Genomic DNA, 24,878 nt, shown 5'->3' on the forward strand with positions numbered 1-24,878 from the left:
CAGTCACCTTCCGCCAGCGATGGTCATTCCACGGGTCCGGTGCCCGTACGCTTGACGGCGTGTCCGCCGTGGATCTCGTACTGCTGCTGCTCATGCTCGTGTTCGCGATCAGCGGATATCGCCAGGGCTTCGTCATCGGGGTGCTGTCGTTCTCCGGCTTCTTCCTCGGCGCGCTGGTCGGGCTCCAGATCGGGCCGTTGCTCGCGCAACAGTTCGTTGACAGCGGCACCCGGGTTCTGATCTCCCTGGTCGCGGTGTTCGGGCTGGCGGTGGTGGGCCAGGCCCTCGCCGGCTGGCTCGGGTCCCACCTGCGCCGCACGATCACCAGCGACGTCGGCCGGCAGGCCGATGACATCGGCGGCGCGTTCGTCTCGCTGTTCGCCGTCCTCCTCGTCGCCTGGCTGGTCGCGGTGCCGCTGGGTTCGTCGTCGCTGCCGTGGCTGGCCGCCTCGATCCGCAACAGCGCGCTGCTCACCGTGGTGGACCGGGTGCTGCCCGACCAGGCGCAGGAGCTGTCGACCGCGCTGCGGGACACGGTCGACACCAACGGATTCCCCGACGTGTTCGGCGACCTGGCCCCGACCCGCGCCCGGCAGGTCGCCCCGCCCGACCCGGCGCTCGCCGGCTCCCAGGTGGTGGCGAACAGCCAGCGGTCGGTGGTCAAGGTCCTCGGCTCCGCGCCGAGTTGCTCCCGCCGGATCGAGGGCTCCGGCTTCGTGTACGCCGACGACCGGGTGATGACCAACGCGCACGTCGTCGCCGGCACCCGCTCCACGGTCGTGGAACTCAACGGCGACCGGTACGACGCCCGGGTGGTCGTGTACGACCCGGACCGGGACCTGGCTGTGCTGTACGCCCCCGGCCTGCCCGGTCCGTCCATGCGCTTCGCCGCCGGCAACGCGGGCAGCGGCGCGGACGCGATCGTGCTGGGCTTCCCGCTCGACGGCCCGTACAATGCGCAGTCCGCCCGGATCCGGGACGTCGACGACATCACCGGCCCGGACATCTACTCCGGCGGCAACGTGACCCGGGAGATCTACACGATCCGGGCGCTGGTGCAGAGCGGCAACTCGGGCGGCCCACTGGTCTCCTCGAACGGCCTGGTGCTCGGGGTGATCTTCGCGGCGGCGGCCGACGACCCGAACACCGGCTTCGCGGTGACCGCCGCCGAGGCCCGGCCGGTCGCCCTGGCCGGCGCCGAGCGCACCCGTGGCGTCGCCACCGGCGAGTGCACGTAGCTGGGGCCTGTCGCGCGGATCCGCACCGGCCTGCGGCGGGGCAGCCCGGTCAGCGTGCCGGCGGCTCCGGCCGCGCGACAGCCGGCCCGGCGGCCGGCGGGACGTCCCGCCAGACGGTGAAGGCGGCGGCGGTCGCGGCCACCACGGCGGCGCCCAGCAGCCAGCCGGCCACCACGTCACTGGCCCAGTGCACCCCGAGCGCCACCCGGCTGAACCCGGTCACCCCGGCGAGTACCAGCGCGGCGGCGCACACCGCGTACCGCCCGCCGGGCCGGCCCGCCGGTAGGAAGACCACCAGCAGCACCCCGGCGGCCAGCGCGGCGTTCAGCGCGTGCCCGGACGGGAACGCCAGCCCGACCGCCTGCGCCAAGGGTTCCGGAAGGTCCGGCCGGGGCCGCCCGACGAGCAGCTTGAGCAGCGGTCCCAGCAGCCCGCCGACCGTCATGGTGGTGGCGACCCAGAGCGCCAACTGCCGGAGGCCGTGCCGGAGCAACCAGAGCACCAGCACCAGCGCGCCCACCCGCAGCGGCATCGGACCGAAGGCGTCGGTCCAGACGTTCATCGCCCGGGCCCAGTCGGGGTGGTCCAGGCCGTAGCCGACGAGCGCCTCGGTCACCGCCCGGTCCAGCCGGCGCAGCGGTGACCAGGACGACAGCACCAGCAGGGCGAGCAGCGTGAACGGCACCAGCACCAGGAACGCGGCCGCCACGGCGAGGGTCAGCCGCAGGCCCCGGGCGTGGTCCGGGTGCAGCCGGCGCTCACGCCACGACAGGCGGGACGGCCGGTGGAGCGTACGGGGGCCGGACGGAGTCATGCCGTCCGTTCTACCCGGAAAGTGACCCGGTCAGACCGGCGTCGGTCGGATCCGGCGAACGGTCAGCGGCCCCACTGGCGGAGCCGGCGCACCACCAGCGCGGTCCCGGTGAGCAGCGCGACTGAGATCGCCAGCCCGGTCCACAGCCGCTCGGGGGTGGAGTCGTGCTGGGAGCCGGCCGCTTGGGCCGACCAGCGGGTCTGCTGCCGGGACGCGTCGATGCCCACCTCGCCGCCGCTCGCCGCCGCGTCGGCCGTCCCGGGTGCCGGACCGAAGCCGACCACGCCGGGCGACGACTGGTCGTCGAGCGGGTTGCGCCCGATCGCCGGCACGTCGGCGGTCAGCGCGGCGACCGGATCCACCAGCCCGTACCCGAAACGCTCGTCCCGGCCGGTCGGCCCGATGTCGCGGGCGGTGGCCAGCAGCCGGTTGACCACGTCACCGGCGGACATCTGCGGATAGCGGGCCCGGACCAGCGCGGCGGTGGCCGCCACCAGGGGCGCGGCGAAGCTCGTGCCCTGCACCCGCCAGTAGCCGCCGGGGGAACGGGCACCGACCAGGCCGGTGGCGGGCGCGGTGAGCACCGTCTGGCGGCCGGTGATCGCACCGGACCAGAGGTTCTCGCTGTCCCGGTCGAGCCCGGACACCGCGAGCACGCCCGGCTCGCGCGCCGGGTACCACACCTTGCTGTTGGTCGAGGTCGCCACGTTGCCGGTGCAGGCCACGACCACCACATCGCGGGCGAAGGCGTAGTCCAGCGCGGCGGCCAGGGCCGCGCTGTCGCTGCTGCCGCCGAGCGACAGGTTGATCACCCGAGCGCCGTTGTCGACGGCCCAACGCACACCCTTCGCGACGACCATGGCGTCGTCGTAGCGGTTCTTGGCGTCGAGGACCCGCACCGGCAGGATCCGCGCCTCGGGCGCCAGGCCCACCACACCGCGGCTGTCGTCGTTGCGGCCGGCGATCAGGCCGGCCACGGTGGTGCCGTGACCCACCGGATCCGGGTCACCGGCGCCCTGCGGGTCGACCAGGTCCAGGCCCGGCAGGACCTGGCCGGCAAGGTCCGGATGCGAGGCGTCCACTCCGGAGTCGATCACCGCGACGATGACGCCGGACCCGGTGGAGGTGCGCCAGGCGGTCGTGGCCCGCAACGCGTCGATCTGCCACTGCTCGTCGCGGACCGGGTCGGTGCGTCCCTTCGCGTCGGGGGCCCGGCCCACCGGCGGGGCGGCGAGCGGGCCGGCGGCGGCGCCCGACACGACCGGGTCGACGTACGCGCCGGGTGCGGTGACCTGCGCGGCGACCCGCTGCAGGCCGGGGCCGGCGGTGGCCGCCGCCGGTGCGGACGGCAGGCCGACGGACACGGCAACGGCCGCCACTCCGAGCAACGCCCGGCCGGCAGCACGTCGAGCGGCACCGCTCCGCCGCACCCTGGTCACATCCTCGGCCATTCACCTCGACGCAAACATGACGATGGGAGATTACCGGTTCCCGCCCGCCCTTCGGGGCGTTCCGGGGACACCAGTCACGGCGGCGGCAGATGCGCCAACTGGACCAGGCGTACGCCCTCCCGTCGGGTGACCAGCCGCCCCCGTCCCGGCGGCAGCGGTCCGGGCCGCACCGGGCCGACGAGCGCACCCTCCTCCGGGCTGCCCGCCATCACCAGCCCGGCCGTGGACAGCTCCCGCAGCCGTTGCGCCACCGGCTCGTACTGTGCCCGACCGGCACCGCCCGTCCGGCGGGCGAGGACCAGGTGCAGGCCCACGTCCCGCGCGTGCGGCAGGTGCTCCTCCAGGGCCCGCAGCGGGTTCGCCGGGCCGCTGGCGACCAGGTCGTAGTCGTCGACCAGCACGAACAGCTCGGGACCGGACCACCAGGACCGCTCCCGCAACTGGGCCGGCGTGACCTCCGGCCCCGGCGCCCGGGCCTGGAGATAGCCCGCGGCCGACTCCAGCAGCTCGGTGGTGTGGGCGGCGGCGGTGCCGTAGCCGATGACGTGCACCGCCTCGGTCAGGTCGAACAGGCTGCGCCGGTAGTCGACCAGGATCACCCGGGCCTGCTCCGGGGTGAAACGGGCCATGATCGAGGTGGCCAGCGCGCGCAGGAACGACGACTTGCCGCACTCCGCGTCGCCGAAGACCACGAAGTGCGGCTCGGCCGCGAAGTCCACCACCACCGGGCGCAGGTCGGCCTCGGCGACACCGACCGGGATCCGCAGCCCGGTGGTCGCGGCGAGGTCCAGGTCGGCGTACGGCAGCACCGGCGGCAGCAGCCGGACCGGCGGGGCGGCCGGGCCGCGCCAGGCGGCGGCGACCCGCTTGACCAGGTCGGCGGTGTCCGTGCCCGTGGCGAGCTGCGGCAGGCCGGTGAGGAAGTGCAGGCCCTCGGCGGTGACGCCCCGGCCCGGTGTCTTCTCCGGCACGTTCGCCGCCGCGCGGCGGGCGATCAACGAATCCGACGGGTCGCCGAGGCGCAGCTCCAGCCGGGAGCCGAACAGGTCCCGGATCACCGGCCGGAAGTCCAGCCAGCGGACGGCGGTCGCCACCACGTGCACCCCGTACGACAGCCCGCGGGTGGCGAGGTCGGTGATCGACGGCTCCAGGTCGTCGTACTCGCCGCGCAGCGTGGCCCAGCCGTCCACCACGAGGAACACGTCGCCGAACGGATCGGCGGCCGGCTGGGCGGTGCCGGCCAGGGCGGCGCGCCGCTGCCGCCAGGCCGCCATCGACTCCACCCCGAGGTCGGCGAAGCGGCGTTCCCGATCGGCCAGCAGGGTGGTGACCTCGCCGACCGTGCGCCGGACGGCCGTCGGGTCCGCACGGCCGGCCACCCCACCGACGTGCGGCAGCTCCCGCAGCGCCGCCAGGCCCCCGCCGCCGAAGTCGAGGCAGTAGATCTGGACCTCGGCGGGCGTGTGGGTGAGCGCCAGCGCGGCGATCAGCGTGCGCAGCGCCGTCGACTTGCCGCTCTGCGGCGCGCCCACCACGGCGACGTGCCCGGCCGCCCCGTCGAGCGCGAGCCACAGCAGGTCCCGCCGCTGCTCGAACGGCCGGTCGACGACGGCCACCGGCACCTGGAGCGCGCCGTGCAGCTCCGGATTGCCGACGGTGAGACCGCGTGCCGGATCGACGGTGGCCGGGCCGGCCAACTCGTCCAGCGCCGGCGCCGGGCCGAGCGGGGGGAGCCAGACCTGGTGCGCCGGCGGGCCCTGCCCGGCCAGGCGGCCGACCAGCAGCTCCAGCAGGGTCGTGCCGCCCTGCTCCTCGGCCGCCGGCAGGGCGGGCGGACCGACCGGCTCCGGCACCGGGACGAGGTGGGAGGTGAACGCGAGCACGCGGGACCCCTCGGCCGCGTCCCCGCCCGGCGCCGCGCCGCGTCGGCGTACCGCCCCGGAGACGTACGCGGCCTTGAAGCGGACCAGCGGGTCGGTGCCGGAACGCAGGTACCCGTGCCCGGGAGAGCGCGGCAGCTCGTACGCGTCCGGCACCCCGAGCACCGTCCGGGACTCCAGCGCCGAGAAGGTCCGCAACCCGATCCGGTACGACAGGTGCGTGTCCAGCCCGCGCAGCCGGCCCTCCTCCAGCCGCTGCGACGCCAGCAGCAGGTGCACGCCGAGGGACCGGCCCAACCGGCCGATCTGGACGAACAGGTCGATGAAGTCGGGCTTCGCCGACAGCAGCTCGGAGAACTCGTCGCAGACCAGCAGCAGCGACGGCAGCGGGGCGAGCGGGGTGCCGGCGGCCCGGGCCCGCTCGTAGTCGCGTACGCCGGCGAAGTTGCCGGCGCGGCGCAGCAATTCCTGCCGGCGGACCAGCTCGCCGTTGATCGCGTCGACCATCCGGTCGACCAGCGGCAGCGCGTCGGCCAGGTTGGTGATGACCGCCGCCGTGTGGGGCAGCCGGTCGAACGAGGCGAAGGTGGCGCCGCCCTTGAAGTCGACCAGCACGAAGTTGAGCTGCTCCGAGCTGTGCGTGGCGGCCAGCCCGAGCACCAGCGTCCGGAGCAGCTCGGACTTGCCCGAGCCGGTGGCGCCGATGAGCAGCCCGTGCGGGCCCATCCCGTCCTGCGCCGACTCCTTCAGGTCCAGCTCCACCGTGCCGCCGTCGGCGCCGACCCCGATCGGCACCCGCAGCCGGTCGCGCGGTGGGCGGGGCGCCCAGCCCTGCTCGGCGGTGAAGCTCTCCGCGTCGCCCAGGCCGAGCAGGTCGAGCAGGCCGAGGTCGGAACCCGGTGCCGCGTCGCCGCCGTGCACGGCGGTGGCCAGCCGCATCGGTGCCAGCCGGCGGGCCACCGCCTCGGCGTCGGTCAGGTCGAGCCGGTCGGCCACGCCGACCTCGGCGTGCCCGTCGGCGGAGTGCGAGTGCAGCCGGCCCGCCCGCAGCTCCAGCAGCAGGGCGTACCGGTCCAGCAGGCGCGGGGGCGGCGTGTCCAGGTCGATGACCGTGACCGCGTCGATGCCGCTCTCTCCGGTCAGGTCGGCCGCGCCGGTCAGGTCGCCGCCGTCGAGCACCACGACCACGTGGGGGCCGTCGGTGGCCGGGCCGGCCGGGCTGAACCGGGAGCGGCTGCCCAGCACCTCGTCGAGCCGGCCCTCCAGCTCGACGGCCGAGCTGGTCACCAGCCGGACCGGGCCGAGCGCGTCGGTGCGGGTGGGGTGGTGGGCGTGCGGTAGCCACTTGACCCACTCCCAGGCGGGCCGCCGCTCGGGGGCCGCGCACACCGCGACCAGCAGCTCGTCGGGGGCGTGGAAGACGGCGAGCTGGGTGAGCATCGCCCGGGCCAGCGCCTGGGCGGCGGCGGGCGAACCGCCGGGCCCGGCGGCCGTGTCACGGACGTGGACCCGGGCGAAGCTGCGCAGCGACAGGGCCACCGGCAGGTCGGGCACGACCGAGTACGCGTCCAGGAACCGGCGCAGCGCGCCGGCGGTCATCGGTTCCAGCTCCTCCAACGGCCGGGTGACCGGGGGGACCAGCGGGGTGGCCAGGGTCTGCGGACCGACGGCGACGCGTACCACCGCGAAGTCGGGATCGGTGGGCCGCCGCTCCCAGACCCGGTGGCTGTCGACGGTCGACCAGAGCCGGCCGGGATCCGGGTGCCGGTAGTAGAGCCCGGCCCGCTGCCGTCCGGCGGTCTCCCGTACCCGCCGGCGCAGCCCGGTGAGGTGCCGCAGGTACTCCCGCCGGGCGGCCATCATCTCCGACTTCTTCGGGCTGCCGGAGGCGCTGCCCCAGGAGGTCACCAGCATCGCCAGCGACGACAGCCCGAACATCCCGCCGACGACGTACGAGTACGCGCCGCCGCCGCGGCCGAACATCATCGCCATCGCCACCGAGCCACCCAGCATCGGCAGCACCATGAGCAGCTGCTGCCAACGCCCGCCGGTGACCGGCGGGATCTCCGGAGGTGCCTCCACCGGCAGTTCACCGACCGGAATCTCCGGTGCCGGGCGGCGGGGTGGCCGCTTGATGACGACAGTGGACACTCGATCTCCTGACAGCGCTGGGTAACCCGAGCCTGGCTCATCGTAGGTAGAGTCCTGTCGTCCGCGCAGCCACCAACCCCGCTCGACATGGAGACTCATCGATGACTATCGGGTTGGCCCGGGTCACCATCAACGCTCCCCAGCGGCGGCTCGACGTGGCCCTGCCGGAGCAGGTGCCGCTGGCCGAGCTGCTGCCCGAGGTGCTGCGCCACGCGGGCGAAGGGCTCGCCGACGACGGCGAGCGGCACGGCGGCTGGGTGCTGCGGCGCAGCGACGGCGCGGCGCTCGCCACCGCCCAGGCCCTGCTTCCCCAGGGCGTCCGCGACGGCGAGGTGCTGCACCTGGTGCCGGCCCGCGCCCAGTGGCCGGAACTGGAGTACGACGACGTCGTCGAGGCGATCGCCGACGGGGCGCGGCGGCGTGGCGGCGCCTGGTCCCCGGCTGCCACCCGGGTCGCCGCCCTGGCCGGCGCGGCGGTGCCGCTGGCCGTCGGCCTGCTCGCCGTGCTCGCGGGCGGTCCCGGTCACCCCGCCGGCTGGCCCGCCGCCGCCATGGTGGCCCTACTGCTCACCCTCGCCGGCACGGCGGCCGCGCGGGCGTACGCGGACGGTGCGGCCGGCGCCACCCTCGGCGGGTACGCGCTGCCGTACGCCGCGACGGCCGGCGCCCTCGCGGTCAGCAGCGGGGACCCGGTCGGCGTCGTGCCGGGGCTGCGGTGGCTCGGCGTACCCGAACTGCTCGCCGGCGCGACGGCGCTGCTGCTCGTCTCGGTGCTCGCCCTGGCCGGCGTGGCGGCCCGGGTCCGGGTCTTCGTCGCCGGCGCGGTGGTGGGGCTCGCCGGGGCGGTCACCGCGATCGGGGGGATGGTGCTGGACCCGGCCGGCGCCGCGGCGGTCCTGCTCTGCGTGCTCGTCTTCGCGGTCGGCGCGATACCGCTGCTGGCGATCCGGCTCGGGAAGGTGCCGCTGCCGCCGATCACCCTGCCGACCGGCGATCCGGGCGGCGGCCTCGACCGGGTGCGCGACCTGCCGGACCGCGAACGGGTCCACGCGGCGGTGGCCCGCACCGACGAGATGCTCACCGGGATGCTCGTCGGACACGCCGTGCTGGCCGGCCTCGCCGCCGTGCTGCTCGGGCTCACCGGCGGTGTCGCCGGTTGGGTGCTGGTCGGCGTCGCCGCGACCGTGCTGCTGCTGCGGGCCCGGCTGTTCGTGGCCGTCCGGCACCGGGTGCCGGCGGTGGTCGCCGGGCTCGCCGGTTACGCCGTGCTCGGCACCGTGCTCGCCGACCGGTCGGGCCCCGGGGGCCTGCTCGCGCTGACCCTCGGCGGACTGGCGCTGGCCCTGGTCGCGGTCGCGGCGGGCACCACGTACGCGCGGCGGCCGGTCTCCCCGTACGTCGGCCGGACCGCCGACCTCGCCGACACCGCCCTGGTGGTCTCCGTCGTCCCGGTCGCCTGCGCGGTGCTCGACCTGTACGAACAGGCCCGGGGGCTGCTCGGCTGAGCGGCCCCCGGGCCGGTCGGTGTCTGCTGACGCCTCAGTGCGTGGACTCGCCGCGCTCGGCGGCCTCCTGGGCGCGCCGGTACGAGGCGGCGATCTCCGCCTCCGCCTCCTGGCGGCCGACCCAGGTCGCACCCTCGACGGACTTGCCGGGCTCCAGGTCCTTGTACACCTCGAAGAAGTGCTGGATCTCCAGCCGGTCGAACTCGCCCAGGTGGTGGATGTCGCGCAGGTGCTCCTGGCGCGGGTCCTCGTAGGGCACGCAGAGGACCTTGTCGTCGCCGCCCTTCTCGTCGGTCATCCGGAACATGCCGATGGTGCGGCAGCGGATGAGGCAGCCCGGGAAGGTGGGCTCGGGGACCAGCACCAGCGCGTCCAGCGGGTCGCCGTCCTCACCGAGAGTGCCCTCGATGAAGCCGTAGTCGGCCGGGTACTGCGTGGAGGTGAAGAGGGTGCGGTCCAGCCGGATCCGGCCGGTCGCGTGGTCGACCTCGTACTTGTTGCGGTGACCCTTGGGGATCTCAACCGTGACGTCGAAATCCATCTGCACGCTCCCTCGTCTGCCCACGCTGGCAACGGACCAGCGGCGTCGTCGCTCTCCGGACAGGGCGAAACCCCCGACCGGTGCTCCGGCCCCCGCATAGTGTTCGGACCGAAGTAGTGTCACCCAAGCAGATTTTCGCAGCGGGAGGAGGGGGTCGTGGGGAGGGAAGATTCACACTACCGCCCGGAGGAGAGCTCTGGACGGGGGACCGGCGGATCTGGTCGGGGCGGTGCCACCGGTCGGGTCCACGTTCCCGACGCCCACCCGTCGCGTACCCCACCACCCGGTCGGATGTACGGCTCGGCCGCCGACCGGCCCACCCACGGTAACGAGGCTCCGGCGTCGTGGCCGCCGCCCGGCGGGCCGGACCCCGCACGGTCGTGGCCGTCGCCCGGCAGCGGTCGCGCGGCCGTGCCGCCCGGCAGCGGCCGTGCGGCCGTGCCGCCCGGCGCGGCGCCCCGGCCCGAGCCGCTCGACCTCTGGGCGGCCGCCGCCTCCCGGCCGCCCGCCGGCCCGCCGCCGTCGGGGTCGGCCCGGCCGCCGGCCGGCCCGTCCGCCGGGTCCCCGCCGGCCGTCCCCGTACCCCCGGCGCGCCGTCGCCGGACCCTTCCGGCCGTGCTGGCCACGGTGCTGGTTCTCGTCCTGGCCCTGGTGGGCGTCGTCGTGGTCCGCCCGGGTCCGGTGGCGGAGTGGCTGGGCGACGAGCCGGCCGGCGACCGGGTCGCCACGGAGACGCCGGAGCCGGCGCCCGCGGCGGTGCTGGCCGCCGCCGACGCGAACGCGCCGCTGCCCACCGCCGCCGGGATACGCGCCGAGATCGACTCGCTGGTCGGCGCCGCCGCGCTCGGCGATCGGGTGAACGTGTCGGTGACCGACGTCGCCACCGGCGAGTCGCTCTACGGCCGGGGCGCGGACGACGGCACGGTGCCGGCGTCGGTGACGAAGCTGGTCACCGGGGTGACCGTGCTCGCCGCGCGCGGCCCCGGGTACCGGATCCCCACCCGGGCGGTCGCCGGCCCGAACCCGGGCGAGGTGGTGCTCGTCGGCGGCGGCGATCCGACCCTCGCCGTCGACAAGAACGGCTTCTACCCCGGCGCGGCCCGGCTGGACGACCTGGCCGCGCAGGTGAAGCAGGCCCTCGGCGGCACCAGCCCCACGAAGCTGACCGTCGACTCGTCGCTCTACACGGGCCCGGTGCACGAGCCCGGCTGGGACGACGACATCCCGACCGGCGGCTACGGCGGGTCGATCACCGCGCTGATGACCGACGGTGCGCGCAGCGACGTGCCGCGGGCGAAGAAGGACCACGACAACGGCGACCACGCCGCCGAGCGGGTGAGCCAGCCGGACCTCGCCGCCGGCCGCGCCTTCGCCCGGCTGCTGGGCATACCGACCGGCGCCGTGAAGCGCGGCAAGGCGCCGACGGCCGGGGCGGACGCGACGGCCGGCGCGCCGGGCAGCGAGCTGGGCGTCGTGCAATCGCTGCCGATGGTGCGACTGGTCGATCTCATGATCAGTGACAGCGACAACATCGTCGCGGAGGCGCTGGCCCGCCAGGTCGCCCTGGCCCGGAACGAGTCGGCCTCGTTCGCGGGGGCGGCGAAGGCGATGGACGCGGTGGCCGCCGAGCTGGGCCTGCCGGCCGACGAACTCTCCCTCGCCGACGGCAGCGGCCTGTCCCGGACCAACCGGATCAGCCCGTCGCTGCTCACCGACCTGATCACCCTCGCCGGCAACGGCACCCGCCCCGAGCTGGCCGCGATCTTCGGCGGCCTGCCGGTCGCCGCCTGGTCCGGCACGCTCGCCGACCGGTACGCGGGCGCGGCGGCGAAGGCCGGTGCCGGCGTGGTCCGCGCCAAGACCGGAACCCTGAGCGGGGTGCACGCGATCGCGGGCGTGGTGACCACCGTCGACGGCCGGCTGCTGGGCTTCGCCGTGCTCACCGACCGGACGCCGGACGGGCAGGAGGGGCCCCGCGCCGCCCTCGACCGCATCGCCGCTGCCCTCGCCGGCTGCGGCTGCCGTTAGGGGCCTGTCCACCGGCCGTACCGGGCCCGGTGAACGGGCCCCCTCGGGGCGTCGCCGGGAGGGTGGGTGCTCCCCGCGCGGCGGTCGAGCCCGGGCCGGGTTGTGGCGGCGCGGGTACGGTGGGTCCATGGCGCAGTTCGTGGACTGGGATCTGGCCGCCGCGACGGCGGGGGCGCTGGGCAAGTCGGGCCCACGCGTGTCGTACGCGGAGGCCACCGAGGTGGTCGGCGATCTGCGGCGGTTGACCGACGAGGCGGCCGGGCACGTCGCCGACTACACCGGGCTGCGGTCGCAGGTGTCGCACCCGCCGGTGCGGGTGGTCGACCGCCGCGACTGGGCGGCGACCAACATCGCCGGGCTGCGCGAGGTCATCGGCCCGCTGGTCAGCCGGCTCACCAAGGACAAGCAGCCCGGCGCGCTGACCGAGGCGGTCGGCTCGCGCGTCACGGGTGTGCAGGCCGGGACGGTGCTGGCGTACCTGTCCGGCCGGGTCCTCGGCCAGTACGAGGTGTTCTCCGCCGACCCGGGCCAGCTGCTCCTGGTCGCGCCGAACATCGTCGAGGTCGAGCGGAAGCTGGGCGCCGACCCCCGCGACTTCCGGCTCTGGGTCTGCCTGCACGAGGTCACCCACCGGACGCAGTTCACGGCCGTGCCCTGGATGCGGGCGTACTTCCTCAGCGAGGTGCAGGCGTTCGTCGACGCGTCCTCGGCCGGCGGCGACAACCTGCTGGAGCGGCTGCGCCGGGGCGTCGCCACGCTCTCCGATGCGGTGAAGGACCCGGAGAGCCGCACCAGCGTGCTCGACCTCGTCCAGACCCCGGCTCAGAAGGCCGTGCTGGACCGGCTGACCGCGCTGATGACGCTGCTGGAGGGGCACGCCGAGTTCGTGATGGACGGTGTCGGCCCGCAGGTGATCCCGAGCGTGGAGCGCATCCGGGCTTCGTTCAACCGTCGCCGGGAGGCCGGCAACCCGCTGGAGAAGGCGATCCGCCGCCTGCTCGGTGTCGACGTCAAGATGCGTCAGTACGCCGAGGGCCGCAAGTTCGTGCACGGTGTGGTCGACCGGGTCGGTATGGAGGGCTTCAACCGAATCTTCGCCTCGCCGCTCACCCTGCCCCGGCTGGAGGAGCTGGGCGACCCGGACGCCTGGGTGGGCCGGGTGCACGGGCCGGCCGGCCCGCTGCCGGCCGCCGGCTGACCGTCCGCCCGTGGCCGCGCTGGCACCGCCGGTCGCCGCGATCCGGGTCGCCGTCCGCCGCGCGCTGACCGGCCTGCCCGGTTCCGGGCCGGTGCTGGTGGCCTGCTCGGGGGGTGCCGACTCGCTCGCGCTGGCCGCCGCCACCGCCTTCGTTGCGCCGCGGCTGGGCCGTACCGCCGGGCTGGTGACGGTCGACCACGGCCTCCAGGCGGGTTCGGCGGAGCGGGCGGCGGCGGTGGCGGCGTGGGCCCGGGAGACCGGCCTCGACCCCGTCGAGTCGGTCCGGGTCGAGGTGGCCGGGCGGCCCGGTGGCCCGGAGTCCGCCGCCCGCGACGCCCGCTACCAGGCGCTGGCCGAGGTCGCCGCCCGGCACCGCGCGGCGGCGCTGCTCACCGGGCACACCCGGGACGACCAGGCGGAGACGGTCCTGCTCGCGTTGGCCCGTGGGGCCGGCCCGCGCGGGCTGGCCGGGATGCCGGCCCAGCGGAGTCTGGACGGCGTTCCGCTGCTGCGCCCGCTGCTGGAGGTGAGCCGGGAGCAGACCCGTACGGCGTGCGCGGTGCTCGGGCTGAGCCCCTGGGAGGATCCGCACAACGCCGACCCGTCGTACGCCCGCGCCCGGGTGCGGGCCGACGTGCTGCCGGCGCTGGTCCGCGCCCTCGGGCCCGGGGTGCTGGACAACCTGGCCCGCACCGCCCGCCTGGTCGCCGCCGACAACGAGGCGCTCGACGACCTGGCCGCCGGTGCGTTCGACACGGTCCGGGAGCCGGGGGGTGCGCTGTCGGTGCCCGGGCTCGCCGGTCTCGCGCCCGCCGTCCGCAGCCGGGTGCTGCACGCGTGGGCCCGGGAGTTGGGCGCGCCGCCGGCTGCGCTGTCGTACCGGCACGTGGCCGCCCTGGACGCCCTGGTCACGGGCTGGCGCGGGCAGGGGGCGGCGTACCTGCCGGGCGGGCTGCGGGTGGTCCGCCGCGACCACCGCCTGACCGCCGTCGGTCCCCGCTGAACCAGGCACCACCCAGCCTGCCTGCCAGCGACCGCCTCTCCCCTCGGTCCCTTTGCACTGCTTCAACCGGCGCACCAGTTCGTGTCCGGAAGTGTTGCGTGGGTTGAAGCAGAGCAAAGGCGACGGCGAGGGTCACTTCCGGCCGGAGCGCGGCCGGAGCGCGGCCGGAGCGGGTGAGCGGGCGTGGGGTGTCCGGGAGCCGCCGGAGGCGGTAGACATGGCGGATGGCGTACCCCCGGAGGCCCCTGTTCGCCCCGCGGGGCGCGGTGGCGACGAGCCATCCGCTGGCCGCGGCGGCGGGCCTGGCCGTGTTGCGGCGCGGCGGCAACGCCGTCGACGCCGCACTGGCCACCGCGACCACCCTGACCGTGGTGCAGCCGCCGTCCAACGACATCGGCGGCGACCTCTTCGCGATCGTGTGGGACGGCGACCGGCTGCACGGGTTGAACGGCGCCGGCCGGTCCCCGGCGGCGCTGACCCGCGAGGCGGTCCTCGCCGCGACCGGCGGTGCGGGCGCGGAACCGGTGGCCGCGCTGGGCGGCGCGCAGGGACGCGGTCCGGCGATGCCGGCCCGGGGTTGGCTGCCGGTGACGGTGCCCGGCGCGCCGGCCGGCTGGCGGGACCTCCACGACCGGTTCGGGTCGCTGCCGTTCGCCGAGCTGTTCAGCGACGCGATCGGGTACGCCGAGCACGGCCACCCGGTCTCCGCCGGGGTGGCGGCGGCCTGGGAGCGGGCGCTCGCCGGGCACGCCGGCCTGGTGGGGGAGGAGTACGCCGAGTTCGCGCGGGTGTTCGCGCCGAGCGGGCGGGCGCCCCGGCCGGGCGAGTGGTGGCGCAACCCGGACGCGGCGCGGACGCTGCGGCGGATCGCCGCGAGCGGGGCGGAGGACTTCTACCGGGGCACCGTCGCCGCGGCGCTGGACGCGCACGCCGCCCGCACCGGCGGCTTCCTCACCGGCGACGACCTGGCCCGGCACAGCTCGACCTGGGTGGAGTCGGTGCACACCCGTTACCGGGGGCACGAGGTCTGGGAGCTGCCGCCGCCGGGGCAGGGCCTCGCCGCCCTGCTCGCCCTGCACGTCCTGGACGGCCTGGACCTCGCGGACGTGCCGCCGCCCGAGCGGGTGCACCGCCAGGTCGAGGCGGTCAAGCTCGGCTTCGCCGACGCGCACGCCCACGTCGCCGACCCGGACCGCGCGGCGGTGCCCACGGCGGCGCTGCTCGACCCGGGGTACGCGGCCGCCCGGCGGGCGCTGGTCACCGACCGGGCCGGGGAACCGGTGGCCGGTGACCCCGAGCGGGGCGGCACGGTCTACCTCTGCACCGCCGACGCGGGCGGGATGATGGTGAGCCTCATCCAGTCCACCTACCTGGCGTTCGGATCGCACGTGGTGCTGCCCGGGTACGGCTTCGCGCTGCAGAACCGGGGTCTGGGCTTCCGCCTCGACCCGGCCCACCCGAACGTGGTCGCGCCGGCGAAGCGTCCGTTCCACACGATCATCCCGGGCTTCCTGACCCGCGACGGTCTGCCGGTCGGCCCGTTCGGGGTGATGGGCGGGCACATGCAGCCACAGGGGCACGTGCAGCTCGTGTCGGCGACCCTCGACGGCGGGCTGGATCCGCAGGCGGCGCTGGACGCGCCGCGCTGGTACTGGCACGCCGGGCGGTCGCTGCTCGTCGAGCCGGGCCTGGCGGCGGAGCCCGGCCTGGTCGCGGGGTTGCACGCCCGGGGCCACGAGGTCGCCGTCCCGGCCGAGCCGTCGGTCTTCGGGTACGGGCAGGCGATCTGGCGATCCCCGGACGGCGGGTACGTCGCCGGCTCCGAGTCCCGGGTCGACGGCGGGCTGGTCGGCTTCTGAGGCCACCCGGACCGACCGGCACCGAGGCCGGGCCGGTGGGGTCAGCCGGCCGGGGTGCGGTCCCGGAAGGTGGTGCGGTACGCCTGCGGGGTGGCGCCCACCCGCCGGGTGAAGTGGTGGCGCAGTGCCGCGGCGTCGGAGAAGCCGGCGTGGTCGGCGACCTCCTCGACGGTGAGCCGGGTCTCCTCCAGCAGCCGCCGGGCCAGCAGCACCCGCTGGTTGGTGAGCCAGTCGTGCGGGGTGGTGCCGGTCTCCGCCCGGAACCGCCGGGCGAACGTCCGGGGTGCCATGTCGGCCCGGGCGGCCAGGTCGTCCACGGTCAGCGGCCGGTCCAGGTGACCCATCAGCCACTCCAGCACCGGTTCCAGCGTGGGCGCCTCGGGGGCCTTCGGGATCGGGGCCTCGACGTACTGGGACTGCCCGCCGTCGCGGTGCGGGGGGACCACCATCCGGCGGGCCAGCCGGGTGGCCGTCGCCGACCCGTGTTCCTGGCGGACGAGATGCAGGCAGGCGTCGATGCCGGCGGCGGTGCCGGCGCTGGTGAGCACCCGCCCGTCCTGCACGTAGAGCGAGTTGCACTGCACCTTCGCGTCGGGGTGGCGGCGTTGCAGGTCGTCGGCGTACTTCCAGTGGGTCGTGCATTCGCGGCCGTCGAGGAGCCCCGCCTCGCCGAGCACGAAGGCGCCGGAGCAGACGCTCAGCACGTACGCGCCCCGGCCGGCGGCCCGGCGCAGCGCGGCGAGCGCGGCCGGCGGCACCGGGGTGCCGTGCGTGTGCGCCGGCACGGCCACCAGGTCGGCCTCGTCGACCGCCGTGAGGTCGCCGTGCGGGGTGAGGTGAAAGCCCGACGAGGTGCGGACGGGCCTGCCGTCGACGGTGCAGACGGAGAAGCGGTAACCGGGGAAGCCGTCGGCGGTGCGGTCGGTACCGAAGACCTCGGCGAGCACCCCGAGCTCGAACGGGACGACGTTGTCGAGGGCGATGACGGCGACGGAGCGGAGCATGTGACGAGGGTAACCACAGGGGTGGCAGGAAATCGAGGGCCAATGGCATTCCTGCCACTGTCCCGGTTGGTGGGTGTGGCGGAAAATGGGGACAGTCCGGTGCGCACCGGCGGCGAAACCGACACGAACCTCGCGAAAGTGAGCGCCGCCATGGAGTTCCTGCTGTTCCTTTTGTTCCTTGTCCTCCTCGCCTCCGCCTCGGCGGCCGGCCTCACCGCCGACAGCCGGGACTCGGCTGACTGGAAGCCGACCGACGGCGGCCGGCGCTGGCGGTCCCGTGCCTGCTGAGCGTTCTGGGGGCCTTCGTCGGAAAGATCCCGGGCGGGACCGTGCCCGAAAGGGGCGGCCCCGCCGACGGGGGCCATCCGGCGTACGGCAGGCTAGGAGCCATGGCTGACGGCTCCTGGTACGACGCCGACATCGACCACGTGATCATCTCCGAGGCGCAGATCCGCGAGAAGACCGCGGAACTCGCCAAGCAGGTCTCGGCGGACTACGCCGACGTCGAGGACGGGCTGCTGCTCGTCTGTGTTCTCAAGGGCGCGGTGATGTTCATGGCCGACTTCGCCCGGGCGCTGGGCCGCCAGGGCCCGCCGGCCGAGCTGGAGTTCATGGCCGTCTCCTCGTACGGCCAGGGCACCACCTCCTCCGGGGTGGTGCGGATCCTCAAGGACCTGGACCGGGACATCGCCGGCCGGCACGTGGTCGTGGTGGAGGACATCGTCGACTCCGGGCTGACCCTCTCCTGGCTGTTGCGCTACCTGGAGTCCCGCTCGGCGGCGAGCGTCGAGGTGGTCGCCCTGTTCCGCAAGCCGGACGCGGTGAAGGTGCCGGTCCCGGTCAAGTACGTCGGCTTCGACATCCCGACCGAGTTCGTCGTCGGCTACGGCCTCGACTTCGGCGAGCGCTACCGCGAGTTGCCCTACGTCGGCGTCCTCAAGCCCGAGGTCTACGCCCGCTCCTGACGGCGACGTCCCGCCGACATTCAGCGGACTCTCAGGCAGCCGGACTACGGTGGAGGCCGGTGGCGTGGAGGCACTCTCCACGCCCGACCCCTCGCACCGCGTGACCGGGCGGTCGGGTGGCCGGGTGCGGAGCTCCCGCTGCGCCGGCTTGAAACCCCGGTTCGCCCTGCGCGTAAGTGCCCGGCTGGCAAGCTCATACCTCGCGTGCACGGTGTACCGTCGAATGACCGCGGCGCGATTCGGCGCCCCGGGGTCGATGCCGGCCCGCACGGCGGCTCGGCCGCCGCGCTGGCGGCGACACCATCAGACGGTCAGGACGTCGATCAGGAGGATGCGGGCGTCACGGCGCTCGACAACAGTATGGAACGTACGCGTTTCTTCCGCCGACCGGTGGTCTGGATCATCCTGGTCATCCTCGGCGCCGTTGTGCTCAGTCAGCTGTTCACCGCTGGTCCCAGCTACCACCGGGTGGACACTTCCGTTGCGCTCGACCAGCTCAACACCGGCAACCCCAAGATCAATAAGGTCGTCTTCCAGGACAAGGAACAGACGATCCAGCTCGACCTGGCCGAAAAGGTCAAGTTCGGCGACACCACCACCGACCGGATCGAGGCGCAGTTCCCGTACGAGGTCGGCGACGAGGTCTGGAACGAGGTCCTCGAGGCCAAGGCGAACAACCGGGTCACCGGCCCGGCCGACGTCAAGGTGTCGTCCGACAGCATCTGGGTGAGCCTGCTGGTCAACCTGCTCCCCATCGCCCTGCTCGTCCTGCTGCTGCTGTTCTTCATGTCGCAGATGCAGGGCGGCGGCTCCCGGGTGCTCAACTTCGGCAAGTCCAAGGCCAAGATGATCACCAAGGACACGCCGAAGACCACGTTCGCGGACGTGGCCGGCGCCGAGGAGGCCGTCGAGGAGCTGCACGAGATCAAGGACTTCCTGCAGAACCCGGCGAAGTACCAGGCGCTCGGTGCCAAGATCCCGAAGGGTGTGCTGCTCTTCGGCCCTCCCGGCACCGGTAAGACGCTGCTCGCCCGCGCCGTCGCCGGCGAGGCGGGGGTTCCGTTCTACTCGATCTCCGGCTCCGACTTCGTGGAGATGTTCGTGGGTGTCGGCGCCAGCCGCGTCCGTGACCTCTTCGAGCAGGCCAAGGCGAACGCCCCGGCGATCGTCTTCGTCGACGAGATCGACGCGGTCGGCCGCCACCGCGGCGCCGGCATGGGCGGCGGCCACGACGAGCGCGAGCAGACCCTCAACCAGCTGCTCGTCGAGATGGACGGCTTCGACACCAAGGGCGGCGTGATCCTGATCGCCGCCACCAACCGGCCGGACATCCTCGACCCGGCCCTGCTGCGGCCGGGCCGCTTCGACCGGCAGATCCCGGTGGACGCGCCGGACATGGAGGGCCGCAAGGCCATCCTGCGGGTGCACGCCAAGGGCAAGCCGTTCACCCCGGACGTCGACCTCGACTCCGTGGCGCGGCGGACCCCGGGCTTCAGCGGCGCCGACCTGGCCAACGTGATCAACGAGGCCGCGCTGCTCACCGCCCGTAAGGACCAGCGGGCGATCACCAACGACTCGCTGGAGGAGTCGATCGACCGGGTGATCGCCGGCCCGCAGCGGCGCACGCGGGTGATGAGCGACCAGGAGAAGAAGATCACCGCGTACCACGAGGGTGGGCACGCGCTGGTCGCCTGGGCGCTGCCGCACGCCGCGCCGGTGCACAAGGTGACGATCCTGTCCCGCGGCCGGTCGCTGGGCCACACCCTGGTCCTGCCCACCGAGGACAAGTACACCCAGACCCGCGCCGAGATGGTCGACACCCTGGCGTACGCGCTGGGCGGCCGGGCCGCCGAGGAACTGGTGTTCCACGAGCCCACCACCGGCGCCGGCAACGACATCGAGAAGGCCACCCAGCTGGCCCGAGCGATGATCACCCAGTACGGCATGAGTTCCAAGCTCGGCGCCATCAAGTACGGCACCAGCGGCGACGAGCCGTTCCTCGGCCGCAACATGGGCCACGAGCGGGACTACTCCGACGCGGTGGCCGCCGAGATCGACGCCGAGATGCGGGCGCTGATCGAGCTGGCGCACGACGAGGCCTGGGAGATCCTGGTCGAGTACCGGGACGTCCTGGACAACATCGTGCTCGAGCTGATGGAGAAGGAGACCCTCTCCACCGCCGACATGGCCCGCATCTGCGCCCGGGTGGCGAAGCGCCCGCCGATGGCCCCGTACAACGGCTTCGGCAAGCGCCAGCCCTCCACCGAGCCGCCGGTGCTGACCCCGTCCGAGAAGGAGGCGCTCAAGGCGCAGGCCCAGGCCGACGGTGCCTCCGTCGGAGGCGGCCCGGCCTCGAACAACTCGGACGGTACGCACTGAGCACCGACGAGACGGCGGCCAGCCCCCACCGGGGGCTGGCCGCCTCCGCCACGGAACCCGACGACGACGCCATGGACTACGTCGCCGCCCGGCTGATCAGCGGCAAGCTCACCGGCCGCCCGATCGAGGACACGATGGACCTCGCCCGGATCGAGAAGGCGGTCCGCGAGATCCTGATCGCGGTCGGGGAGGACCCGGACCGCGACGGGCTCCAGCAGACGCCCGCCCGGGTCGCCCGCGCGTACGCCGAGCTGTTCGCCGGCCTCCGCGTCGACCCGGCGCAGGTGCTCACCACCACCTTCGAGGCCAACCACGAGGAGCTGGTCCTCGTCCGGGACATCGACGTGATGAGCCTCTGCGAGCACCACCTGCTGCCGTTCCGGGGCAGCGCCCACATCGGCTACATCCCCGGCCCGGACGGCCGGATCACCGGCCTGTCCAAGCTGGCCCGGCTGGTCGAGGTCTTCGCCCGCCGGCCCCAGGTGCAGGAGCGGCTCACGTCGCAGATTGCCGACCTGCTCATGGAGCGGCTCGACCCGCGCGGCGTGATCGTCGTCCTCGAGTGCGAACACATGTGCATGGCCATGCGCGGCATCCAGAAGTCGGGCGCCCAGACCATCACGTCCGCGGTGCGCGGCACTCTCCAGCGCGACGCGAAGTCCCGCGCCGAAGCGATGGCTCTGATCAACTCCCGCTGACCGGCCGCCGGTCAACGGCGGGCCGCCCGCCAATGCCGTCGACGACGGTGGGGTGGCGGGCTCAGCTCAGCCGGCCAGGAGCGCGAGCAGAAGAACGGCGCTGACCAGCACCGCCGGCACCAGGCAGACCAGCGCGCCCAGCCGGGCCGTGCGGTCCGCCCGCCCACCGGGCCCGGCCGGGAAGAGCCGCCCGACCCCCAGCCACCCCGCGGCGAACGCCACCGCCGGCATCGGCAGCCCGACGACCAGCGCGGCGAGGGTCACCGGGCCCGGCCCGGTCACCACGAGCAGCACCACCTGGACCAGCGGCACCAGCAGGGCCAGTGGCGCGTACACCAGCAGGTTGCGCGCCGCGGTGGGCCAACCCGCCGCGCCGACCAGCCCACGCGCGGCCAGCGCCGCGTCCGCCGCGTCCGCACGGCTGCCGGCCATCCGCAGCGCCGCCAGCACGGCCGCGGGCCCACTCGCCATCGACCGGGTCGCCTCCGTCAGCTCCGGCGGTGTCGGCACCAGCGAGATCGGCGGTACACCGGCCTCGCGCAGCCGCGCCTCCTGCGCTGCCAGGTGCGTGCGTACCGTCGCCAGCTCCTCGCGGGCGGCCTGGACCGCGTGGGCCTGCTCGCCCGCGGCGGTGGCCGCGTCCCGGCGGACCCCGTCCAGTTGCCGGGTCGCCGCGAGGTACTCCGTCCAGGCGGTGGTGACCGGACCGCCGGCGGCGCCGGTGGGCGCGACGTCGGCGGGTGCGGTGCCGTCGGTGGTCCGCTGGCGCCCGGGCCCGGCGGCGTGGGTACGCGCGCGACTCATGCCGGTGCTCCGTCCAGCGCGAACGGGACCAGGACCGTGCCCTGCTCACCCGGGCCGTCCCAGAGCACCGCCCGGTCCGGCCGGGGGCGCCACTCGACCGCGCGACCGAACACCGTCGCGAGCTGCGCCCCGGGCACGTCCACCGCGGCCACCGCGGCGATCTTGGTCACCTCGCGCTCCGGCTCCAGCAGGGCCGCGAACGGCGGCACGGTGCGCCACCGGCCCAGCAGGTGCCGGCCGGCCGGCGGTCCCTCCCGCAGCAGCACGCCCAGCCGCTCCGGCGCGAGCTGCCCCGGCGGGCCGTCCAGATCGAAGGCGACCACGTAGGCCGGCCCGGTCGCGTCGAGAACGTCGAGCAGGCCGGCGCGGTCGACCGTCTCGACCGGGTGCCGTTCGGCCAGTTCGGCGGCGAGCGCCTCGGCGAGCGGACGGGCGTCGTCGTCCGGGATCACCAGCACGAAGTGAGCGGCGCCCGGTGGGTGGTGGGCGGCGACACTACGGGCAGCGGTGACCAGCAGCCCGGCCGACTCCGGCCCCGGCCCCAGCACGGCCAGGTTGCGCCCCGGTGAGGGGCCCAGCGGCACCGCCACCGTCGATCGCGTCACGTCCAACGCCCGCCCCAGGAGGGCGGCCGGCCCCGGTGCCCCGCCGCCGAGCGCCGTCCGGTACCGGGGATCGTTGCGCAGCAACGGGCGCGCGTACCCGGCGAACACCACGGGCGGCGCGGCCCGCTCCGGGCGGGCGTCCCACAGCCGGTGCCGCAGCGCCTCCACCACGTCGGGGTGGTCCTGCGGATCGGGGAAGCGGACCACCCGCTCGTGCCCGCGGATGGCACCCCGGGGGCCGCCGAGCCCACCTGCGGTGTTCACGACCGCACTGCCCACCGGCAGCCCGGCGGCCGAGTCGTTGGTCGGTTCGAGCACCGCGCCGCCGCCCGGCAGCGCCACCCGCACCGGGAACTGCCCGAGCACCGAGTCCCGGTCCGTCCGGCTCCCCAGGCCCAGGTCGCCCTCACCGGCCAGGACCAGGTGCACCCCGTACGACCGGCCGGCGCGGGCCACCGCGTCGAGCCGGGCGGCGGCCTCGGCGGCGGTCCGGTCCCGCCCGGCGAGGAGCAGCGGCAGGTTGTCGACCACGCAGACGATCCGGGGCAGCTCCCGGTGCTGGCGCAACTCGGCGAACCGCTGCCCGCCGGCCCGGGCACCGGCGTCCTCCCGGCGGCGTACCTCGGCCACCAGAAGATCGAGCAGGTCCAGCACGTACTCCCGGTCGGCCGCCATCGCGGCGGCGCGCACCTGGGGGATCCACGAGCGGTCCCGCTCGGTCTGGAGGAACTCCACGAAGGACTCGCCGCCGCCGAGGTCGGCGAGGTAAAGGACCAGTTCCTCCGGGCCGTACCGGGCGGTCAGGCCGAGCAGTGCGGTGGTGAGGAAGGTCGACCGACCGGCCCCCGAGCGCCCGCTGACCAGCCAGTGTGGGGTGAGCTCGGTGAAACCCAGGGACACCGGCCGGCCGCCGGCATCGCCGACCGTCGTCGACAGGCCGCCCACCGAGGTCGCCGTCCACAAGGGCTCGTCCTGGCCCGGGAGGAGGTCGGCCAACGCCAGCCGCGAGCCCGCCTCGACCTGGTCGGCCAGCCGGCGGCAGACCGTCCCGACGAGATCGGGCGGCGGGTCCGGCTCGACGAAGACCGGTGAGTTCAGGCCGCCCGGCGGGTCACCGTCTGCTCTGCCCGGGCCCTCGGTGCCCGCGGTGCCGGCCCGGTCGGGATGCGCCCCGGCCGGGGCGCGTGGGCCGGCGAACGACGCGCCCGGCGGGTCCCCGAGAAGGGCGTACGCGGTGCGGACCGCGAGTGGCGTGGCGCGCGGCACCGGCCGGCGGCCGGCCGGCCAGCCCGCCACCAGCAGGTGCAGACCGCTGGAACGGCCCTGCTCGGCGAGCGTCTCGATCCGCGCGAGGTCGGTGGAGCCGGTCGGCTCGGGCAGCGCGGCGATCACCAGCAGGAGGACCCGGTCGTGCCGGCGGCGGCCGCTCGCTCCAGGCGCCACCCACTGCTCCGCCTCGGTCAGCACCGCGCGCAGGCCGGCGACGTCCGTCGCCGGTGGCGGCAGGATCCCGGCGTCCGCGAGCGCCGCGAACGGCGCCAGCGCCGTACCCGTCCCGTCCACCGCGCGGACCAGCAGCGACCCGGCGGGCGTGGCCGCCAACAGCCGCAGCAGTACGGCCCGCAGCAGCCCCGCGACCCGGGGATCCCGGGCGTCGGTGTCGATCGCCAGGTTCCCCGTGCCGATCAACGGCACCAGGGCGGGAAACCGGGCGTCGTCGAGCGGGGCCGCCGTGCCGACCCGCACGAAGGACGGCGGGCCCTCCCCTGCCGGAGTGGACGGTGCGAGCGTGTCCAGCGCCGCACCCGCCCAGCCCGGCGCCAGCAGGGCGGCGGCCGTACGCAGCCGGTCGGCCAGCTCGTACTGGCGGCCGTGGTCGGCGGGCACGGGACGGATGCCGTCCAGGACGTCGACGGCGGCGATCGCGGTGGCGGCGGCCCGACGGTGCAGGGCGGCGGCCCGGCTCGCCCGTGTCCTCGCACCGGCCACCGTGTCCACCCCCTCTGCGCGAAGTCGGCAACCCCTCCCCGCGCAGAGACGGTAACCCAGGATCACCCACTCCCGGCGGACGCACAGCGGCGGTGCGCCGGTGTTTGTTGTGGATGTCACCGGAGGGGAGGGGTCCGTCACGATCCGCGAAATCTGGGGCATTGGGTCTCCCGGCGCCAGCCGCTAGCCTCAGGGGGTGGAATCAGTGCAGCCCCCCGCCGGTTCCCAGGTCTCCCGCGTACCGGCGCAGCGGTCCCCCTCCGACCAGCTTGCGCCCCCGCCCCTCGCGCCGGCGCCGATCCCGCCGCGCCGCCGGGTCCGCACGATCCTCACCGTCACCGCCGCGGTGTTCGTGGCTCTGCTACTGGGCGGGCTCGCCGCCGGCTACGTGCTGTACGACCGCGCGACCGCCCCGGACCGCAGCGCGCCCGACGTGGTGGTGGACAACTACCTGCGGGCCTTCCTCGTGGACCGCAACGACACCCGGGCCGACCTCTTCACGTGCGATCAACCGGGTGTGGCGGCGTTGGCGGCCCTTCGCGCCGAGATCGAGCAGCGGGAGGCGAACTTTGACGTCGACGTCCGAGTCAGCTGGGGTTCGCTGAGTCGTTCAACGACCGAACAGGGCGAGTCGGTCGCCACCACGCTCAGCATCTCAAGCTCCGCCAACGGACAGCCCCGCAGCAGTCGGCGCGAGGACTGGACGTTCGACGTCGTCCAGGACAACGATGAGTGGCGTGTCTGCGGTGGCCGGAAGGCTACTTAG

18 protein-coding genes are annotated in these 24,878 nt (G+C 75.1%); 11 read left to right on the plus strand and 7 right to left on the minus strand.

Going from position 1 to position 24,878, the window contains the following annotated elements; all coding sequences use genetic code 11:
* Positions 1-59 precede the first annotated feature (59 nt).
* The gene (locus tag ACN26Y_RS09195) at positions 60-1,238 is read left to right on the plus strand and encodes a MarP family serine protease (RefSeq protein ID WP_155329882.1); all 1,179 of its coding nucleotides are present in this window, start codon (positions 60-62) and stop codon (positions 1,236-1,238) included.
* A 49-nt stretch (positions 1,239-1,287) separates the two neighbouring features.
* On the opposite strand, the gene ACN26Y_RS09200 is transcribed toward ACN26Y_RS09195, so the two are convergent.
* From ACN26Y_RS09200 to eccCa, 3 genes are all read right to left on the minus strand, one after another.
* Complete coding sequence (locus ACN26Y_RS09200; RefSeq protein ID WP_422734597.1) at positions 1,288-2,052, minus strand: phosphatase PAP2 family protein; 765 nt, start codon at positions 2,050-2,052, stop codon at positions 1,288-1,290.
* 62 nt (positions 2,053-2,114) lie between these two features.
* The gene (gene mycP / locus ACN26Y_RS09205; protein ID WP_155329884.1) at positions 2,115-3,503 is read right to left on the minus strand and encodes a type VII secretion-associated serine protease mycosin; all 1,389 of its coding nucleotides are present in this window, start codon (positions 3,501-3,503) and stop codon (positions 2,115-2,117) included.
* A 74-nt stretch (positions 3,504-3,577) separates the two neighbouring features.
* Positions 3,578-7,534, minus strand: coding sequence for a type VII secretion protein EccCa (gene eccCa / locus ACN26Y_RS09210; protein WP_155329885.1), 3,957 nt, complete (start codon positions 7,532-7,534; stop codon positions 3,578-3,580).
* Between the two features lie 101 nt (positions 7,535-7,635).
* Here eccCa and eccD point away from each other — a divergent pair, with 101 nt between their 5' ends.
* Positions 7,636-9,039, plus strand: a complete 1,404-nt coding sequence (gene eccD / locus ACN26Y_RS09215) for a type VII secretion integral membrane protein EccD (protein ID WP_422734598.1) — start codon at positions 7,636-7,638, stop codon at positions 9,037-9,039.
* Between the two features lie 34 nt (positions 9,040-9,073).
* Here the strand turns inward: eccD and ACN26Y_RS09220 are convergent, their stop codons facing one another.
* Entirely contained in the window at positions 9,074-9,580 is a 507-nt protein-coding gene (locus ACN26Y_RS09220; protein WP_155329887.1) for an inorganic diphosphatase, read from the minus strand.
* Between the two features lie 615 nt (positions 9,581-10,195).
* Between ACN26Y_RS09220 and dacB the strand changes: the two genes are divergently transcribed.
* The 4 genes from dacB to ACN26Y_RS09240 all read left to right on the plus strand — a co-directional run bounded on the left by dacB (position 10,196) and on the right by ACN26Y_RS09240 (position 15,668).
* Entirely contained in the window at positions 10,196-11,608 is a 1,413-nt protein-coding gene (gene dacB / locus ACN26Y_RS09225) for a D-alanyl-D-alanine carboxypeptidase/D-alanyl-D-alanine endopeptidase (protein ID WP_422734599.1), read from the plus strand.
* Between the two features lie 127 nt (positions 11,609-11,735).
* Positions 11,736-12,806 carry a zinc-dependent metalloprotease gene (locus tag ACN26Y_RS09230; RefSeq protein ID WP_155329889.1) on the plus strand — a complete coding sequence of 357 codons (1,071 nt, stop codon included), beginning with the start codon at positions 11,736-11,738 and terminating at the stop codon, positions 12,804-12,806.
* A gap of 10 nt (positions 12,807-12,816) precedes the next feature.
* Positions 12,817-13,809 (plus strand): tRNA lysidine(34) synthetase TilS, encoded by a 993-nt coding sequence (gene tilS / locus ACN26Y_RS09235; protein WP_155329890.1) that lies wholly within the window; start codon positions 12,817-12,819, stop codon positions 13,807-13,809.
* 224 nt (positions 13,810-14,033) lie between these two features.
* Positions 14,034-15,668 carry a gamma-glutamyltransferase family protein gene (locus ACN26Y_RS09240; RefSeq protein WP_422734600.1) on the plus strand — a complete coding sequence of 545 codons (1,635 nt, stop codon included), beginning with the start codon at positions 14,034-14,036 and terminating at the stop codon, positions 15,666-15,668.
* 41 nt (positions 15,669-15,709) lie between these two features.
* On the opposite strand, the gene ACN26Y_RS09245 is transcribed toward ACN26Y_RS09240, so the two are convergent.
* Entirely contained in the window at positions 15,710-16,672 is a 963-nt protein-coding gene (locus tag ACN26Y_RS09245) for a GlxA family transcriptional regulator (protein WP_155329892.1), read from the minus strand.
* Between the two features lie 42 nt (positions 16,673-16,714).
* On the opposite strand from ACN26Y_RS09245, the gene ACN26Y_RS09250 reads away from it, so the two are divergent.
* The 4 genes from ACN26Y_RS09250 (at position 16,715) to folE (ending at position 20,714) form a co-directional block, all read left to right on the plus strand.
* Positions 16,715-16,960: a hypothetical protein gene (locus ACN26Y_RS09250; RefSeq protein WP_155329893.1), complete on the plus strand. Its 246-nt coding sequence runs from the start codon at positions 16,715-16,717 to the stop codon at positions 16,958-16,960.
* Positions 16,961-17,061: 101 nt separating this feature from the next.
* Positions 17,062-17,637: a hypoxanthine phosphoribosyltransferase gene (gene hpt, locus ACN26Y_RS09255; RefSeq protein ID WP_155329894.1), complete on the plus strand. Its 576-nt coding sequence runs from the start codon at positions 17,062-17,064 to the stop codon at positions 17,635-17,637.
* A 360-nt stretch (positions 17,638-17,997) separates the two neighbouring features.
* Entirely contained in the window at positions 17,998-20,016 is a 2,019-nt protein-coding gene (gene ftsH / locus ACN26Y_RS09260; RefSeq protein ID WP_155329895.1) for an ATP-dependent zinc metalloprotease FtsH, read from the plus strand.
* A 35-nt stretch (positions 20,017-20,051) separates the two neighbouring features.
* Positions 20,052-20,714, plus strand: a complete 663-nt coding sequence (gene folE / locus ACN26Y_RS09265; protein WP_155329896.1) for a GTP cyclohydrolase I FolE — start codon at positions 20,052-20,054, stop codon at positions 20,712-20,714.
* A gap of 66 nt (positions 20,715-20,780) precedes the next feature.
* On the opposite strand, the gene ACN26Y_RS09270 is transcribed toward folE, so the two are convergent.
* Positions 20,781-21,518, minus strand: coding sequence for a hypothetical protein (locus ACN26Y_RS09270; RefSeq protein WP_422734601.1), 738 nt, complete (start codon positions 21,516-21,518; stop codon positions 20,781-20,783).
* The gene (locus ACN26Y_RS09275; RefSeq protein WP_422734602.1) at positions 21,515-24,121 is read right to left on the minus strand and encodes an FtsK/SpoIIIE domain-containing protein; all 2,607 of its coding nucleotides are present in this window, start codon (positions 24,119-24,121) and stop codon (positions 21,515-21,517) included. The genes ACN26Y_RS09270 and ACN26Y_RS09275 overlap by 4 nt, the downstream gene beginning before the upstream one ends.
* 196 nt (positions 24,122-24,317) lie before the next feature.
* Here ACN26Y_RS09275 and ACN26Y_RS09280 point away from each other — a divergent pair, with 196 nt between their 5' ends.
* A complete protein-coding gene (locus ACN26Y_RS09280) occupies positions 24,318-24,878 on the plus strand; it encodes a hypothetical protein (protein ID WP_422734915.1) in 561 nt (186 codons plus the stop codon).

It is taken from the genome of Micromonospora sp. WMMD558 (genome assembly GCF_049315255.1).
Lineage (GTDB): Bacteria > Actinomycetota > Actinomycetes > Mycobacteriales > Micromonosporaceae > Micromonospora.